Annotated in this window: 17 protein-coding genes; 5 read left to right on the forward strand and 12 right to left on the reverse strand. The window is 64.9% G+C overall.

Features of this window, described 5'->3' with window-relative positions; translation table 11 throughout:
* Window positions 1-73 precede the first annotated feature (73 nt).
* Entirely contained in the window at window positions 74-703 is a 630-nt protein-coding gene (locus ACMGF8_RS02255; RefSeq protein WP_102861972.1) for a glutathione S-transferase, read from the forward strand.
* On the opposite strand, the gene ACMGF8_RS02260 is transcribed toward ACMGF8_RS02255, so the two are convergent.
* The 5 genes from ACMGF8_RS02260 to ACMGF8_RS02280 form a co-directional block, all read right to left on the reverse strand.
* Entirely contained in the window at window positions 700-870 is a 171-nt protein-coding gene (locus ACMGF8_RS02260; protein ID WP_170002889.1) for a hypothetical protein, read from the reverse strand. The two genes, ACMGF8_RS02255 and ACMGF8_RS02260, sit on opposite strands and share 4 nt — an antisense overlap.
* On the reverse strand, window positions 863-2,239 hold the full coding sequence (gene creD, locus ACMGF8_RS02265; protein WP_060844811.1) for a cell envelope integrity protein CreD: 1,377 nt from the start codon (window positions 2,237-2,239) through the stop codon (window positions 863-865). Before creD ends, ACMGF8_RS02260 begins: the two co-directional genes overlap by 8 nt.
* Before the next feature lie 91 nt (window positions 2,240-2,330).
* Window positions 2,331-3,749, reverse strand: coding sequence for a two-component system sensor histidine kinase CreC (creC, locus tag ACMGF8_RS02270; protein ID WP_102861974.1), 1,419 nt, complete (start codon window positions 3,747-3,749; stop codon window positions 2,331-2,333).
* Window positions 3,749-4,429 (reverse strand): two-component system response regulator CreB, encoded by a 681-nt coding sequence (gene creB / locus ACMGF8_RS02275; RefSeq protein WP_102862525.1) that lies wholly within the window; start codon window positions 4,427-4,429, stop codon window positions 3,749-3,751. The genes creC and creB overlap by 1 nt, the downstream gene beginning before the upstream one ends.
* Window positions 4,430-4,488: 59 nt before the next feature.
* Window positions 4,489-4,989: an ATP-dependent zinc protease gene (locus ACMGF8_RS02280; protein ID WP_102861975.1), complete on the reverse strand. Its 501-nt coding sequence runs from the start codon at window positions 4,987-4,989 to the stop codon at window positions 4,489-4,491.
* A 220-nt stretch (window positions 4,990-5,209) separates the two neighbouring features.
* On the opposite strand from ACMGF8_RS02280, the gene ACMGF8_RS02285 reads away from it, so the two are divergent.
* Window positions 5,210-6,097: an acyltransferase gene (locus ACMGF8_RS02285; RefSeq protein WP_416758564.1), complete on the forward strand. Its 888-nt coding sequence runs from the start codon at window positions 5,210-5,212 to the stop codon at window positions 6,095-6,097.
* Here the strand turns inward: ACMGF8_RS02285 and ACMGF8_RS02290 are convergent, their stop codons facing one another.
* From ACMGF8_RS02290 to ACMGF8_RS02305, 4 genes are all read right to left on the reverse strand, one after another.
* Complete coding sequence (locus ACMGF8_RS02290) at window positions 6,098-7,252, reverse strand: glutathionylspermidine synthase family protein (RefSeq protein WP_102861977.1); 1,155 nt, start codon at window positions 7,250-7,252, stop codon at window positions 6,098-6,100.
* Entirely contained in the window at window positions 7,249-8,004 is a 756-nt protein-coding gene (locus ACMGF8_RS02295) for a DUF1190 domain-containing protein (protein ID WP_416758567.1), read from the reverse strand. Before ACMGF8_RS02295 ends, ACMGF8_RS02290 begins: the two co-directional genes overlap by 4 nt.
* Before the next feature lie 10 nt (window positions 8,005-8,014).
* Window positions 8,015-8,443, reverse strand: a complete 429-nt coding sequence (locus ACMGF8_RS02300) for a DUF350 domain-containing protein (RefSeq protein ID WP_016963056.1) — start codon at window positions 8,441-8,443, stop codon at window positions 8,015-8,017.
* Window positions 8,444-8,603: 160 nt separating this feature from the next.
* Window positions 8,604-9,167, reverse strand: coding sequence for a DUF2780 domain-containing protein (locus ACMGF8_RS02305; protein ID WP_416758569.1), 564 nt, complete (start codon window positions 9,165-9,167; stop codon window positions 8,604-8,606).
* Window positions 9,168-9,352: 185 nt separating this feature from the next.
* Here ACMGF8_RS02305 and ACMGF8_RS02310 point away from each other — a divergent pair, with 185 nt between their 5' ends.
* From ACMGF8_RS02310 to ACMGF8_RS02320, 3 genes are all read left to right on the forward strand, one after another.
* Complete coding sequence (locus ACMGF8_RS02310; protein ID WP_060841432.1) at window positions 9,353-9,997, forward strand: sigma-70 family RNA polymerase sigma factor; 645 nt, start codon at window positions 9,353-9,355, stop codon at window positions 9,995-9,997.
* A complete protein-coding gene (locus tag ACMGF8_RS02315) occupies window positions 9,994-10,668 on the forward strand; it encodes an anti-sigma factor (protein WP_207166672.1) in 675 nt (224 codons plus the stop codon). The genes ACMGF8_RS02310 and ACMGF8_RS02315 overlap by 4 nt, the downstream gene beginning before the upstream one ends.
* A gap of 151 nt (window positions 10,669-10,819) precedes the next feature.
* Entirely contained in the window at window positions 10,820-11,383 is a 564-nt protein-coding gene (locus tag ACMGF8_RS02320) for a hypothetical protein (RefSeq protein WP_416758572.1), read from the forward strand.
* Between the two features lie 611 nt (window positions 11,384-11,994).
* On the opposite strand, the gene fdhA is transcribed toward ACMGF8_RS02320, so the two are convergent.
* From fdhA to ACMGF8_RS02335, 3 genes are all read right to left on the reverse strand, one after another.
* On the reverse strand, window positions 11,995-13,194 hold the full coding sequence (fdhA, locus tag ACMGF8_RS02325) for a formaldehyde dehydrogenase, glutathione-independent (RefSeq protein ID WP_047289632.1): 1,200 nt from the start codon (window positions 13,192-13,194) through the stop codon (window positions 11,995-11,997).
* A 171-nt stretch (window positions 13,195-13,365) separates the two neighbouring features.
* Window positions 13,366-14,223, reverse strand: coding sequence for a formyltetrahydrofolate deformylase (gene purU, locus ACMGF8_RS02330; protein ID WP_161758537.1), 858 nt, complete (start codon window positions 14,221-14,223; stop codon window positions 13,366-13,368).
* 118 nt (window positions 14,224-14,341) lie between these two features.
* Window positions 14,342-14,974 (reverse strand): sarcosine oxidase subunit gamma, encoded by a 633-nt coding sequence (locus tag ACMGF8_RS02335; protein WP_016964293.1) that lies wholly within the window; start codon window positions 14,972-14,974, stop codon window positions 14,342-14,344.
* Window positions 14,975-15,028: the final 54 nt, after the last annotated feature.

Genomic DNA, 15,028 nt, shown 5'->3' on the forward strand with positions numbered 1-15,028 from the left:
GCCAGTGCCACAGGCTGCGCTAAGATCCTCGGGCCGCGAGCCTGTGCTCCGTTCCCAACCGCGAGGAATATTCATGTCTACCCCAAGCATGACGCTGTTCCACAACCGGGCATCACCTTACGTACGCAAAATCATGGTGCTGCTGCACGAAACCGGGCAGCTCGACCGTGTGGCCCTGCAAGCCTGCCAACTGACCCCGGTAAACCCGGACAACGCGCTGAACCAGGACAACCCCCTGGGCAAGATTCCTGCCCTGCGCCTGGCCAACGGCCAGGTGCTCTACGACAGCCGGGTGATCCTCGAGTACCTGGACCAGCAACATGTCGGCAACCCACTGATTCCCCAAGAGGGTTCGGCCCGCTGGCGGCGCCTGACCCTGGCGGCCCTGGCCGACGGGATCCTGGAGGCGGCAGTGCTGGTGCGTTACGAGCTGACCCTGCGGCCACCGGAACACCACTGGGCGCCGTGGCTCGAAGGCCAGCGCGACAAGATCCGACGGGCCCTGGCAGTGCTTGAGGCGCAGGCGCTGGCCGAGCTGGCCAGCCACTTCGACGTGGCCGCCATCAGCGTCGCCTGTGCCCTGGCTTACCTGGACTTCCGCCATCCGGACCTGGAGTGGCGCCAGCAACAGCCCGGGCTCGCGGCCTGGTACTTCGAGGTCAGTCAGCGGCCGTCGATGCTGGAGACCCGACCGCCGCTCTAATCGGTCAGGCGCTCGGCCCTGTTCGCCGGCAAGCCGGCTCCTGTAGCACGGGGAGCAGCTTGCTGGCGCACCCGCCACCACGCCTCCGGTGGAAACAACTGGCCAATCCGCTGCGTCAGGCGCTCGCGCTGACGCTGGTCCTCACGCAAGCCCAGTGACTTACTCATGGATGGCCTCCAGGTCGAACTGCAGGGGCGCCGGGGTCTTGCTCTGGCCCAGGCCATACCAGTCCAGCTTGCGGGTCAGCACCATGAACACGCCCAACAGGCCAAACAGCAACAGCGAGCCCATCAGCAGCGCATAGTCCTCGGCGCTGAGCAGGCCATAGAGCAAGCCGTACAAGGCCGCCAGCGAGAGCGCGAACACTGCGCCGTTACGCCAGCTGTGCAGCACATGGCTGACATAGAAACCGATCAAGCCGACACAGGCCGCCGCCGACACGCCGTAGGCCAGTTCGAAACCCAGGTGCTCCGACAGCGACAGCAGCAACAGGTAGAAGAACGCCAGTGCCACGCCCACCAGGGCGTACTGGATCGGGTGCACCGACAGGCTCTTGAGCACCTCGAAGAGAAAGAAGCCGGCAAAGGTCAGGCCGATGAACAGCAGCGCGTATTTGATCGCCCGGTCGCTTTTCAGGTACTGGTCCACCGGGTCGATGAAGCTCACGCCAAAGCTGCGGCTGTTGAAGTCCTGGCATTGGCTGCTGTAGGCGCAGCGCTCCATGGCCTGTTCCAGGTTGGTGGAGAAGAACGAGGTCTGCCAGAGCGCCGAAAAGCCCTGCTCGGTGACTTCACGCTGCACCGGCAGGTAGTTGCCGACAAAGCTCGGGTGCGGCCAGTTGGCCGTCAGCAGCACCTTGCTGGTCTTGCCCACCGGCAGCACCTGCAACTGGCCGGTGCCCTGCAGGCGCAGGTCGAAGGCGAAGTCCAGGCGAGTGTTCTTCTTCAGGTCCAGGGGCGGCAGCAGCACGTGCACGCCTTCGTCCAGCCAGCTGACAAAAGTGCCGGGGGCAAAGTCCAGGGTCTGGCCGTTGAGCTGCAGTTGCAGGGCGTTTTCGATGCCGCGGATATCGCTGATGCCCACCGCCAGGAACGGCTGGTCGAACTGGTAATCCGCAAAATCCTCCTTGATGCCGTATTGCTCGGGCACCGCAAAGTGGCCGCTGATGTGGTTGTCGGCGTGGAACAGCCGCGCCTCGTAGATCCCCCGGGCGCGCAGCTCGGTCTGGGCCTTGCTGTCCAGTTCGAAATGCTCGGGCAGGAAGAACAGCCGTCCCTGTTGCTCGCTGGTTTCCTGGTAGCGCTTCTTGGTCTTGTCGTCGGTTTTCCAGGTGCGCACGGTCTTGCGGTAGTCCACCACCATCACCGGGCCGCTGATCTGCTGCTGGGTGCTGGAGCTGCGGGCGATATCCTCGAGCACGCCATCGCGCAGGCTCTGGCGCTCGCCGATCAGGCCGCTGATCATCAGCAGCGGTATCAGCAACAGCACGATCAACAGGCCAATGGCCCCGAGTTTGAAGGTCAGGTTACGGTTCATGAGGCTCTCCCAGTTGGAATGGGCGAGAGTCTGGAACCCGGGCATGGGGGTTTTATGGGGGCAATGTGGAGACTCTGTGGAGAATCCCCGCTCAGGGCAGCCGCAAGGTCACCTGCACCCCACCCGCGACGTTCTCAATGCGCATCTGGCCGCCATGCAGTTGCACCACTTCCTCGACGAAATTCAGCCCCAGGCCGGTGCTCTTGCGCCCGCTGTCCGGGCGCGGCAGGGAATAGAAACGCTCGCACAGGCGCGGCAGGGCATAGTCCGGAATCGGCTCGCCCTGGTTGAACAGCACCAGTTCAACGCCGTCCTCCACCCGCTGCGCCGAGCAGCGCAACAGGCCACCCACGGGGCTGAAATCCAGGGCATTGGTCAGCAGGTTGCCCAGGGCCTGGCGCAGCAGGAACGGCTCGCCGGACCAGGCCAGGTCCGCCGGCACCCGCAGTTGCACCTGCAGCTGCTTGCCTTCGATACGCCCGTGCTGGCTGTTCAGCAGCTCCTTGCACAGCGGCACCAGGGGCACGCTGACCCGCTCTTCCAGGCCCTGGCGCTGCTCCACTTGTGCCAGGTTCAACAGGCGTTCGATCAACTGCTGCATGCGCGCGCTTTCACTGTCGATATTGCCGACGAAGCGCTGGCGCTGCTCCAGGGGCATCTCGCTCTGCAGCAGTTCCGCCGCCCCGCGAATCGCCGCCAGGGGGCTCTTCAGTTCGTGGGTCAGGGTGTGCACGTAGCGCTCGACATAAGCCTTGCCTTCGAGCTGGGTGCGCATGCGTTCCACCGCCGTTGCCAACTGTTCCAGCTCGCCACCGCGATAGTGCGGCAGCTCGGCCCGGCGCCCTTCACTCACTGCCAGGGCATAGGCGGTCATGCGCCGCAGCGCCGCGCTCAGCCACCAGGACAGCAAGGCGCCAAACAGCAGGCCCATGGCAATCAGCCCGGCGCCGTACCACAGCAGGCGGCGTTCGGTACGGTCGACGTAGGGCTGCAGGGAACTGTTGGGCTTGGCCACGGTGACCACGCCGATGATCTGGCCGTTGTCGCGGATCGGCGCGCCCACGTGCATCACCGAGGAATTGGGATCGTCGGCCAGCGAGCGCGACGAACGCGCGCCATATTGGCCGCGCAGGGTCAGGTACACGTCGTTCCAGCGCGAATAGTCCTGGCCCACCGCCAGGCCACTGGAGTCCAGGACCACGATGCCCTTGGCATCGGTGACGTAGATGCGGTGGTTGACCTGATTCTTCGGCAGGCCCCAGATGGTCGCCGCCGGTTGCCGCTCGCCGTAGGCCCGCAGCAATTGCGGCCAGCGGTTCTCGCTGAGGGTGCCGGCCTTGAAGTCGTCTCGCAGGATCTCCGCCAGCAGGTTGGCGGTGTCCACCAGGGTTTCCTCGGTGGACTGGCGCACGCCGGGGCGGATCTCCTTCATCACCGTGCTCAGCACGAAATAGCCGGTCAGGCTGATGAACAGCAAATAGACCAGGAAGATGCGGATGCCCAAGGTCATCAGGCGTGGCTCGGGCTGTAGCTGTAGCCCAGGCCGCGATGGGTCTGGATCGGCTCGGCCTCGGCCGCCACCAGGCGCAGCTTGGCCCGCAGGCTCTTGATGTGGCTGTCGATATTGCGCTCGTAGCCCACGTCCGCCACCACCCCCAGGGCATCGAGCAACTGCTCGCGGCTGAACACCCGCTCAGGCTGCTCCAGCAGGCATTGCAGCAGGCGGAACTCATGCCGGGTCAGGCTCAGGGGCTGGGCCCGGTAACTGATCTGCACCCGCTCGGCGTCGATGACGAACAGCGCCGGGGCTGCCTCCGGAGCCGCTCGCGGGGTCATGCGCTTGAGGATCGCCTTGACCCGCGCCGCCACTTCCCGCGGGCTGAAGGGCTTGACCACATAATCGTCGGCGCCGATTTCCAGGCCCACCACCCGGTCGATCTCACCGTCCCGGGCGCTGAGGAACATCACCGGCACCTCGCTGAAGCGCCGCAGCTGCTTGCAGGTTTCGAAGCCGCTGATATCCGGCAGGCCGATATCGAGGATGATCAGGTCCGCCGGGGTTGCCTGCTGATAGTCCAGGGCTGCACGCCCCAGGCTCAGCCAGGTGGTGGTGAAACCTTCGCCTTGCAGGGCAAAGATCAGGGTGTCGGCAATGGCCGCTTCGTCTTCGACAATCAGGATATGGGGCATGGCATCCAAGCACGCAAATTCAGTGGGCGAACGGTGCCGGATGCCTGGTAAGCCGTCAATCAGCAGTCGGGTTTATCCGCGGTGTAGCGCCGCGCCGGGTTCACCGCCGCACCGAATTCCCGCAGCGCCTTGGCACCGATCAGCAGCGGATAGTTGAAGCTGCTGCGGTCGGTGAGGTTGACCTCCACCGTGCGCTTGACGTTGCCCAGGCACATCTCCAGCTCCACCACCGGGCGCTTGGCCGACTGCGGTTCTTCAGCCTCATCGCCCTCGTCGGCGCGGCTCTTGATCTTGCTGATCCGCGCCACCTTGTGCTCGTAGACCTTGTTCCCGGCATCCTTGGTCGCCAGGCGGAAACGCACCCAGTCTTCCCCGTCGCGGGTAAAGGTCTGGATATCCTTGGCCGACAGCGACGCGGTCAGGGCCCCGGTGTCCATCTTGGCCTGCAGGGTTTCGCCGATTTCCGGCAGGCGGATGTATTCGTAACGGCCATACAGGGTCGGCTCGGCGGCCATCACCGGCAGCGCCAACAGCGAAACAAGAGCAAGGACAGATTTCACGACAGTGGATTCCTTGAAGAGAGGGGCAGCGGGATTTTAGACCGCAGCCAACGAATTGGTTCTACCGCTGCCCCGCAGGAGCCGGCTTGCCGGCGAAGAGGCCCGGCCTGCCCAACACCCTACCCGCCCCCAAGTGAAACATTCGTCAGCACACTTGAATTTGGCCTGCCCACCGAAGCTGCTTATCATGGCGCGCCCAAAAGATTGCAAAGAGTGCCTTATGCGCCGCCTGCTCACCGGCTGTTTCGTCACCCTGCTCCTGCTGCTCAACACCCTGGTGCTGTTCGGCCCGCTGATGGTGTTTGCCTTGCTCAAGCTGGTCCTGCCGGGGCGCCTGCGCGATTACGCCTCGGCCGCGGTGATGTGGATCGCCGAGACCTGGGCCGAGATCGACAAGCTGATCTTCGCCCTGTGCATCCCGACCCGCTGGGACATTCGCGGCGGCGAAGGCCTGCGGGTCGACACCTCCTACCTGGTGGTGAGCAACCACCAGTCCTGGGTCGACATCCCGGCGCTGATCCAGACCCTCAACCGGCGCACGCCGTTCTTCAAGTTCTTCCTCAAGAAGGAGCTGATCTGGGTGCCCTTCCTCGGTCTGGCCTGGTGGGCCCTGGACTACCCCTTCATGAAGCGCTACAGCAAGGCGTTCCTGGCCAGGCACCCGGAGCTGCAAGGCAAGGACCTGGAGATCACCAAGGCCGCCTGCGAGCTGTTCAAGCGCCAGCCGGTGACCGTGGTCAACTACCTGGAAGGCACCCGCTTCACCGAGGCCAAGCGCCAGCAGCAAGACTCGCCCTTCCAGCACCTGCTCAAGCCCAAGGCCGGCGGCGTGGCCTTCGTCCTCGCGGCCCTGGGCGAACAGCTGGACGCGGTGCTGGACGTGACCGTGGTTTATCCCCAGCAACGCATTCCCGGTTTCTGGGACCTGATCAGCGGCAGCGTGCCCAAGGTGATCATCGACATCCGCACCCGCGAGCTGGACCCGGCGCTGTGGCACGGCGATTACGAAAACGACCCGGCGTTCCGCCAGCAGGTGCAGGACTGGGTCAACCGGCTGTGGACCGACAAGGACCAGCGCATCAGCGAACTGCTGGACGAACGCCGCTGATCAATCGCTGATCACGTGGGGCAGGAAACGACTGCTGTCCTTGGTGATCGGCGAGTTGTCCTCGCGAATGCCAATCCCCGCCGGCTGATCGCCAATCACCCAACTGCCAATCACCGTGTGATTGCCGGCAAACACCGGCAGCGGATGAAACCGCTGGCGGATGCACGGCCCGCCATAGGGCCCGGCCTCGATCAGGCGCTCACCGCCCTCGGTGCAGATTTCCACATTGGCGCCCTCTCGGGAAAAGAACGGCTTGCGCACCCAACCCGGGCCCAGGCTGGCAGTGGGATCGTCGTCGATGAACGCCGGCAGCAGGTTCGGGTGCCCCGCGTGCCGTTCCCAGAGCAGGGCCAGCGCGCCCTTGTTGGAAAGAATCGCCTTCCACGGCGGCTCGACAAACTGCGTGCCGCTGCCGGCAAGCGCCGGGCCATAGGCTTCGGTGAACAGCTGTTCCCAGGGATAGAGCTTGAACAGGCTGTCGATGGGCATCTCCAGCAGGTCGACGAAACGCCCACCGGCATTCAGGCCGATGTCCTCGATATTGATCAGGCGCGTGCCCAGGCCCGCCTGACGGGCAATGTCGCGCAGGTATTCGACGGTGCCGCGATCCTCCAGCGAATCCCGCACCGAGGCGAAGTGCATCGGCGACTTGAAGCCGCCCTGGACAAAGGCCTGCAGCAGCTTGTCCTCGATGCTGTTGAACTGATCGCAGCCAGCCGGCAACTGCCCGCGCTGCAACTGCTGCTCAAGCCAGACGTACTGAAAGAAACTCGCCTCATACAACGACGTTGGCGTGTCGTAGTTGGTTTCCAGCAGCTTGGCCGGGCCCGTGCCGTCGTAGCACAGGTCCATGCGCCCGTAGAGATGGGGGTCGCCCTGCTTCCACGACTGGCGGATCAACTCATGAAAGGCCGCAGGGATCGCCAGGCGCTCCAGCAAGGCTTCGCTGTCCACCACTTCGGCCACCAGGGCCATGCACAGCTCGTGCAGTTCCCGGGTCGGGTCTTCCAGGTCGTCCTCGATCTGCCGCAGGCTGAAGCGGTAGTAGGCCGACTCGTCCCAGTACGGCTCGCCGTCGAAAGTGTGGAAGGCAAAGCCCAACTGCTGAGCCGTGGCCTGCCAATCCGCGCGCGGGGTGCTGGCGATGCGCTTCAAGAACCGAAGCTCCAACTGCTGCGGCTGGAGGAACCGAAGCCGCCACGACTGACCACTTCATGGGCACCGGCCAGGGGATTGCCGGCGCTGGTGAAGTGGTCCGGGCTGGAAATGCCGAAGCGTCCACCGTTGGCGCCGGAGAAGGTCTTGCCGGCCTCCACCTGCTGGCTGAGGGTGCTCAGTTGCGAGCCGCCCCGACCGTCACGCTCCTTGTACAGCGTCTCGCTGAAATAGCGCGGCTCGGGCGTGGAATCCAGGCCGATCCAGCGCCAGAAGCTGGAACCTGCGCGGGCGCCATAGGAGTGACCACCACCACCACCACCACCACCACCACCACCACCACCACCACCACCACCACCACCACCACCCGAACTGCTGGAGCTGGCCTGCTCGGGTTGTTCGTCTTCGGGCTGAACCGGCACCGTGCGCTGGGTGGTCAGGGCGAGGCCCTTGGCAATCGGCACGTAGGCGCGGTTGTCTCTGGACACCATGCAGTTGCCCGCGAAGAAGTCGTCTTCACAGCGTTGCAGGTCGAGATAACGCGGCGCTATCAGCTCTCCACGCTCGCGGGCATCATCGAAAGCGTCCTGGCAGATCGCGGACGGAACCTGTGCCAGTACGCAGTCGCGGACACTGCTGAAATGCTGGGTCTGGCGCACTTCGCGGGTTGCCTGAGGCTGGCCGTCACAGGCAACCAGGGCGAACGGCACACTGCCCAGCAGCACCAGGCGCACGCTTTTACTGCGTTTCATGCCGGCGCCCTCAGACCGATGGAGTCATGCAGGCCGCATTCAGCAGGCCGACACCGACAGAGACCGAAGCCACCAGGATCGCCGCGGAATTTTCCTGGTTGGCGATGCGCTGGGACAGGCCCTTGAGGGTCAGGCTGACCACCAGGAACGTGAGCAATTGCACCACCGCGGCGATGCCGGCCCAGAGCAGGAAATCGATGATCGAGATGGAATGGGAAATCGCGCTGGCCACCGGAATGGCAAAGCCCAGCAAGGCGCCGGACAAGGCGATTGACGCCGCACTGTTGCCCTGGCGGATCAGGGCGAATTCGTTATAGGGGGTCAGGCGCGTGTAGATGAACGCGTAGAGGGCAAACACCAGGGCAGCGCCCAGCATGTAGAGCATGAAACCGAGCACCGCGTCGGCGGGCAGAGACATCTTCAGTGCATCCATGAACATCGCGTTCAAGCTTCCTTGGAAAACGGGGCGCGAGATATAGCACAGGCCGGATGGGGCGAAAACTGCGCAAAGGTAAAGTTTCAGGGCTCGGGGGAAGCTTCGACACCGAGCGCTCCGCCACCGATGGCCTCGACGCCGATCGCGCCGGGGCCGGGAGGCGTTACTGGTTCACGCCCCAGATGCCGCCCAGGCTTTGCAGCAGGGAACCGCCAACGCCCTGCTGGCCCAGGTACTGCAGGATCAGCGGGGCAAACTGGCCGATCATGCCGCTGTCCATGCCCAGGGCGCCAAAGGCGTTGTTCAGGTCTTGGGTGTCCTTGACGTTGCCCAGGGCGCTGTCCAGGCCGGCGCTCTTGCCGGAAGACTGGCCGAGCAGGCCGCTCAAGGCGCCCAGGCTGCCCAGGGCGTTGCTGCCCGAGAGCTGGTCCAGGCCCGGTACGCTTTGGCTCAGTTGCGAATAGTCGGTGCTGCTGAGTTGATTCTTCGCCAGGCCGAGCATGGCGCCGGTGCCGCCGATGGCCTGCTCAGGGGTGACATTGAGTTGCGCCAGGGTGCCCAGCAGGCCGGCGGTCTGGGAAGTCGGCGCGGCGGCAGCGGCCTTGTCGCCACCCTGCATGCCGGCAATGGCGTTGGCCGCATCGCTCAAGCTGAAACCGCCAGCCAACGCCGAACCGGCTGCCAGGGTCATCAGGGTAGCCAGGGCAAAACCGCGTGGAATATTCATCGAAACAACCTCATGGGGCGGGAAACCGTCCGGACTCGGGCGGCGGGAAACCAGTGTTTTGACTGAAACCCCAGGCGAATGTTCCAGCGCCTGCCCTGCCGTCCGGCGCCTGCATCCAGCTGCGCTGCTGCTGCGTATATCGTCCACAAGCGCCACCTTCGGGCTCCGGCATGAGGCAGCAGGACGTGAATGGAACAACCACCCACCCTGGACTAATCTCTGGCTGCGTCAGTCGGCGCTTGTCGCTGGCCCTTGTCCCAGTTCCTGTCAGGAGAATCGCCATCTCGAGCCTCGACACCGATCAGCTGCGGCACCTGCTGGCCCAGTGTTCACTGGGTGATCGCCGGGCCTTCGAAACCCTCTATCGCATGGTTGCCCCGCGCCTGCATGGCGTCGCCCTGCGCTTCATGGGCCGTCGCGATCTGGCCGAGGAAGTGCTGCAGGAAAGCTTCGTGCGCATCTGGAACAACGCCGTGCGCTACCAGCCGCACCTGTCCGCGCCCCTGACCTGGATGGTCAACATCACCCGCAACCAGGCCATCGACCAGTTGCGCAAACAGCGCGAACGGCCCCTGGGCGAACTCGAAGAACAACAGCTGGAGGATCAAAGCCCTTCGGCCCACGACCAACTGGACAGCGCCCGCGCCGCCCGGGCCCTGAACCGCTGCCTGGACAGCCTCGACGGCATGCAGCGCCAATCCATCACCGTGGCCTACTTCCAGGGCCTGTCCTGCTCGGAGCTGGCCGAACACCTGGCCGCGCCCCTGGGCTCGGTCAAATCCTGGATTCGTCGGGGCATGGAACGCCTGCGCCGGTGCCTTGAATCATGAACTATCGAACCCCTGAACGCCGCCGCGCCCTGGCCGCCGACTACGCCATCGGCCTGATGCAGGGCGCCGCCCGCCGGCGCTTCGAAATGCTCCTGCTGGACGACCCGGCGCTGCGCGAAGAACTGGCGCAGTGGCAGGAAAGCCTCGCCAGCCTGACCGAAGCCCTGCCTGAAGCCGCGGTGCCGGAACGGGTCTGGGCGGGCATCCAGGCACGCATCGAACCGCAAGTGCTGCACGTACCGCAGAAGAAACCGCTGTGGATGCGCCTGCGCCTGGCGCTTGCCGCCTGCGCCGTGCTGGCGACCCTGTACATCGGCTTTATCCAGCAGAGCGACCAGGTGCGCTACAGCGCCACCCTGCTCAGCGCCGACCAGCAACCGGCCCTGCGGATCAAGGCCCATGCCCAGTACCTGCAAGTCGAACCCCTGACCCTGGCGGCTGTTGGCCTGGACCGCAGCCTGGAACTCTGGGCGATCCCTGCCGACGGCCAGCCGATTTCCCTCGGCGTGGTGCCGGTAGGCGGCCAAGGCAAGATCAACCTGAGCCCGGCCCAACGCGAACTGCTGGGCACCCCGATCGCCCTCGCGGTGAGCCTGGAACCCCACGGCGGCTCACCTACTGGGCAACCCACCGGGCCGGTGTTGTACCAGGGGCAATTGGCGGCGCTGTAACAGGCACCTGCTACCGCAGGAACGGGCTTGCCCGCGAACGCCGTCAGGGTAAACTCCGCGCCCAGGCCCCCCCGCCGCGTCCTTGCAGGCAGGCCCTTGCCTGCCATGCAAGCCCCCGCCTCGCCTGGCGCCATCAACAGAACGGACTCTTATGAAAGCTGCGCTCTACAGCGGCCTGCTGCTGGCCCTGGCAATCGCCGTCTTGCTCTGGCGAATCGGCACCCCGGTTGATAGCAGCCAATGCACCAACACGGCCCCGGGCCCCCTGACCGGCTTTATCCGCCAGCACTTCAGCGACCGCCAGGGAGCCGACTGGCGCGACGACGGTAGCGCCTTGGGCATTCTTGGCGTTGCCGAGGCCCAGCCGTTCGCCCGCCAACCCGAGCGTTACTACTGCGAAGCCCTGAACCTGCTGCAGGACCCACAGCGAACCCAGACCGAAAAGGTGCACACCACGGCCCTGATGCTGTCCCTGCCCCTCGACTACTACCTGGACCTCATGGACCGCAGCCACCAGCTGTACCAGCGCGGGGCCATGGACCGCCCCGTCCTGACCCTGGTGCTGATACCAAGAGGCACGGCGCTGAACTACTGGTGGCTGCCCCAGTGGCGCTCACGCTTCCAGCGCGATGCGCCAGGCATCCTGGCCGAGACCGACATAAAGGAAATCCTGAGAGGCGAACACTGGTTCGACTACCCGGGCAGAGGCTATTGACTCACCATCCGCAACCGTTACCGAGCACTCGCCGAACAACCGACAACTCCTGCAAGACATCCACCCCCCAACGCCTTGCTGCCTCACGCACCGGCGGCTTATAGTCCGCCGGTCGCTCAAATAGCGACCGGGTTTGGCGACCCGATGAACTTCGGTCAGAAGCGTCCTGCTTTGTTGGCAGGATGTTCTGCACCCGCAACGTTGCCGTTATGGCAGCTGTGCGTGGGAGACCTTCGGGTCTGCCGGTTCCGCAAGTTCCCGGTTCGCCAACCTGCGTACAGCTGCCACCCATCGTTTGGCGACGAATCCGTGGCGGTTCTCACTGAACTGCGGAGAACTTTCCATGAACCGTTACATGCCGATCACCGGCCACGACTGCAACCGCTGGATGTGGCGAGGGAGCTTGCTCCCGCTGGGGTGCGCAGCGCCCCCCGGTAGCGTCTACGCGGTGAGCCTGACATGCCACGGCAGTAGGTTTTACGACCGCTACGCGCCGGGGCGCCGGCCGGGCGAGAGCAAGCTCCCTCGCCACAGAAAAAACGCCGCGTTCTCGGCAAGAGAAGGCGGCGTTTTTCGTTATTGGCAGACTTCAAGCCAAAGGCTGACGGTCCTCAGGCAGCGCTGAACAGCTTGTGCGGGTCGATGACGAATTTCTTCGGCACGCCGGCATCGAACTCGCCATAGCCGCGCGGGGCGTCGTCGAGGCTGATGACTTGCACGCCCACCACTTCGGCGATGTTGATGCGGTCCCACATGATGGCCTGCATCAGTTGGCGGTTGTACTTCATCACCGGGGTCTGGCCGGTGTGGAAGCTGTGGGACTTGGCCCAGCCCAGGCCGAAGCGGATGCTCAGGCTGCCCATCTTCGCCGCGGCGTCCACCGCGCCCGGGTCTTCGGTGACGTACAGGCCGGGAATACCGATCTTGCCCGCTACGCGTACCACGCCCATCAGCGAGTTGAGCACGGTGGCCGGGGCCTCGTGCTGGGCACCGGCATGGCCGTGGCCACGGGCTTCGAAGCCCACGGCGTCCACCGCGCAATCGACTTCCGGCTCGCCCAGCAGGGCGGCGATCTGTTCGTGCAGCGGGGTGTCCTTGGACAGGTCGGCAATTTCAAACCCCTGGGCCTTGGCGTGGGCCAGGCGCACCGGGTTGACGTCGCCGACGATCACCACCGCCGCCCCCAACAGGCGCGCAGACGCAGCGGCGGCCAGGCCCACGGGGCCGGCACCGGCGATGTAGACGCTGCTGCCCGGGCCAACGCCGGCAGTCACCGCGCCGTGATAGCCGGTGGGCAGGATGTCGGAGAGGCAGGTCAGGTCGCGGATCTTCTCCATGGCCTTGTCGCGATCCGGCAGTTTCAGCAGGTTGAAGTCGGCGTAAGGCACCAGCACGTACTCGGCCTGGCCGCCGGTCCAGTCGCCCATGTCGACGTAGCCGTAGGCGCCACCGGCGCGGGCCGGGTTGACGGTCAGGCAGACCCCGGTGTGCTGTTCCTTGCAGGAACGGCAGCGCCCGCACGCGACGTTGAACGGCACCGACACCAGGTCACCGATCTTCAGGTTCTCGACGTCGCTGCCCTTCTCGATCACTTCGCCAGTGATTTCATGACCCAGGACCAGGCCGACCTGGGCGGTGGTACGGCCGCGGACCATGTGTTGGTCCGAGCCGCAGATGTTGGTGGAGACTACGCGCAGGATGACGCCGTGCTCGATCTTCCTGCCGCGCGGGTCCTGCATTTTTGGATAGTCGATTTTCTGTACCTCGACCTTGCCGCTGCCCAGATACACGACACCACGATTACCAGACATGCTTTCACCTCGCTGTTGTTGTTATGGAACCGCGTTACCCAAAGGGGGAAACACGTGGATTGCTCGGGTACGGATGCTGTTTCGTTTTCAAAATCGCTTTCACGCAAACAGGCGCAACGCCTGTAGGAGCGAGCTTGCTCGCAAAGGGCTGCGCAGCAGCCCCAAGAATCATCAGAGCACCACCGTGCGGTTGCCGTTCAAGAACACCCGCCGCTCGATGTGGTAGCCCACTGCCCGGGCCAGGGTCAGGCCCTCGATGTCGCGACCCTTGGCGATCAGGTCTTCAGGGTAGTAACTGTGGTCCACCACCTCCACGCCCTGGGCGATGATCGGGCCTTCGTCCAGGTCGTTGTTGATGTAGTGCGCGGTGGCGCCCACCAGTTTCACACCCTTGTTGTAGGCCTGGTGATAAGGCTTGGCGCCCTTGAAGCCCGGCAGCAGCGAGTGATGGATATTGATCGCCTTGCCATCGAGCTTGCGGCACAGCTCCGGCGACAGCACTTGCATGTAGCGGGCAAGGATCACCAGTTCGGCGCCGGACTCCTCGATCACCTGCCACACCTGACGCTCCTGGGACGGCTTGTCGTTGGGGTCGAGGGGGAAGTGGTGGTAGGGAATCTGGTGCCAGTCGGCCAGGGGCTTGAGGTCCGGGTGGTTGGACACCACCGCCACCACGTCCATGGGCAACTGGCCGATGCGCTGGCGATAGAGCAGGTCGTTGAGGCAGTGATCGGCCTTGGAGACCATGATCACCACCTTCGGCCGATAGTGCGGTGCGGTCAGTTCGAAGTTCATCGCGAAGGCTTTGGCGCGCTCGGCCAGCCCCTGGCGAAAGCCCTGTTCGTCGAGGCCGTCGGGCTGGCGAAATTCCACGCGGATGAAGAAGCGACCCGAGAGCCGGTCATCGAAGGAGTGGTGCTCGGTGACGTAGCAACCCTGCTCGAACAGAAAGCGGGTCACCGCGTCCACCGTGCCGAGCACGCTGGGGCAGTCGGCGGTGAGAATCCATGTATCGGGGGCGCGGCTCATCAGATGGGCTCCTGTTGACGAAAGCACTGTAGCCGCTGCCGAAGGCTGCGCTCGGCCCCGTAGGGGGCGGCTCTTCGAGCCTTGTCGCAGCCCGCGGCAGCGGCCACAGGATTAGGGTTCAGGCCTGCACGCTCAGGCCATATTCAGCGGCGGCATCCTGCAGCCACATCCACCAGTAATCGGAGAAGCTGCGGCGTACCAGCAGCTCCCAGGTGTCTTCGCCGGTACGGCGGATCACCAGTTGCGACTTGGCGAACACCGTGCCCACCGCCTTGCCCACTGGGAAGTTGTTGGGGTGCACGTCGTAGCTGGTGGACTTCATCAGCACCTGGCGCACGTTGGGGCCGGACAGTTCGAGGATCTGCTGGCCGCCGCTGACGTTGACGATCTGGATATGCAGGTCGCCCAGGGCGGCGCGCAGGTTCTGCTCGGCGGCGAATTCTTCACCGCTGGGCACGATCAGCAGCCACTCATCCGGGCCCAGCCATTGCAGGCTGCTCTCGCCCTTGACCACCACGCTCAGGGCGCCCGGCAATTCGATGCCCAGGGCCTTGTGCACCCCGGCGGCGAAGGCCGGATCGTGGCCGTCGCCACGGATCGTCAGGTGACCGAGGAGTTTTTTCTCGCGCAGGATCACACCGGCGTTCTTGCGCCCCTTGCCCACCAGGCTCGGCAGGTCGGCGTGGTGCAGGGGCGACTCGGCCTTGGCCCCGGTGGTGGGGCGCTGTTGGTAAACGTTGACTGCGGTCATGGAGCACCTGTCCTTTATTCTGTGGTCCGGTTCCGGTTGCCGCTGCCAGGGGCT

The sequence above is a fragment of the Pseudomonas sp. BNK-7 genome (assembly GCF_048072025.1).
GTDB classification, from domain to species: Bacteria; Pseudomonadota; Gammaproteobacteria; order Pseudomonadales; family Pseudomonadaceae; genus Aquipseudomonas; species Aquipseudomonas danubii.

What these genes read in the sequence shown, in the direction of transcription:
- ACMGF8_RS02255 (WP_102861972.1), top strand. Translation starts at nt 74, where the DNA reads ATGTCTACCCCAAGCATGACGCTGTTCCACAACCGGGCATCACCTTAC.
- ACMGF8_RS02260 (WP_170002889.1), bottom strand. Translation starts at nt 870, where the DNA reads ATGAGTAAGTCACTGGGCTTGCGTGAGGACCAGCGTCAGCGCGAGCGC.
- creD (WP_060844811.1), bottom strand. Translation starts at nt 2,239, where the DNA reads ATGAACCGTAACCTGACCTTCAAACTCGGGGCCATTGGCCTGTTGATC.
- creC (WP_102861974.1), bottom strand. Translation starts at nt 3,749, where the DNA reads ATGACCTTGGGCATCCGCATCTTCCTGGTCTATTTGCTGTTCATCAGC.
- creB (WP_102862525.1), bottom strand. Translation starts at nt 4,429, where the DNA reads ATGCCCCATATCCTGATTGTCGAAGACGAAGCGGCCATTGCCGACACC.
- ACMGF8_RS02285 (WP_416758564.1), top strand. Translation starts at nt 5,210, where the DNA reads ATGCGCCGCCTGCTCACCGGCTGTTTCGTCACCCTGCTCCTGCTGCTC.
- ACMGF8_RS02295 (WP_416758567.1), bottom strand. Translation starts at nt 8,004, where the DNA reads ATGAAACGCAGTAAAAGCGTGCGCCTGGTGCTGCTGGGCAGTGTGCCG.
- ACMGF8_RS02300 (WP_016963056.1), bottom strand. Translation starts at nt 8,443, where the DNA reads ATGTTCATGGATGCACTGAAGATGTCTCTGCCCGCCGACGCGGTGCTC.
- ACMGF8_RS02305 (WP_416758569.1), bottom strand. Translation starts at nt 9,167, where the DNA reads ATGAATATTCCACGCGGTTTTGCCCTGGCTACCCTGATGACCCTGGCA.
- ACMGF8_RS02315 (WP_207166672.1), top strand. Translation starts at nt 9,994, where the DNA reads ATGAACTATCGAACCCCTGAACGCCGCCGCGCCCTGGCCGCCGACTAC.
- ACMGF8_RS02320 (WP_416758572.1), top strand. Translation starts at nt 10,820, where the DNA reads ATGAAAGCTGCGCTCTACAGCGGCCTGCTGCTGGCCCTGGCAATCGCC.
- fdhA (WP_047289632.1), bottom strand. Translation starts at nt 13,194, where the DNA reads ATGTCTGGTAATCGTGGTGTCGTGTATCTGGGCAGCGGCAAGGTCGAG.
- purU (WP_161758537.1), bottom strand. Translation starts at nt 14,223, where the DNA reads ATGAGCCGCGCCCCCGATACATGGATTCTCACCGCCGACTGCCCCAGC.
- ACMGF8_RS02335 (WP_016964293.1), bottom strand. Translation starts at nt 14,974, where the DNA reads ATGACCGCAGTCAACGTTTACCAACAGCGCCCCACCACCGGGGCCAAG.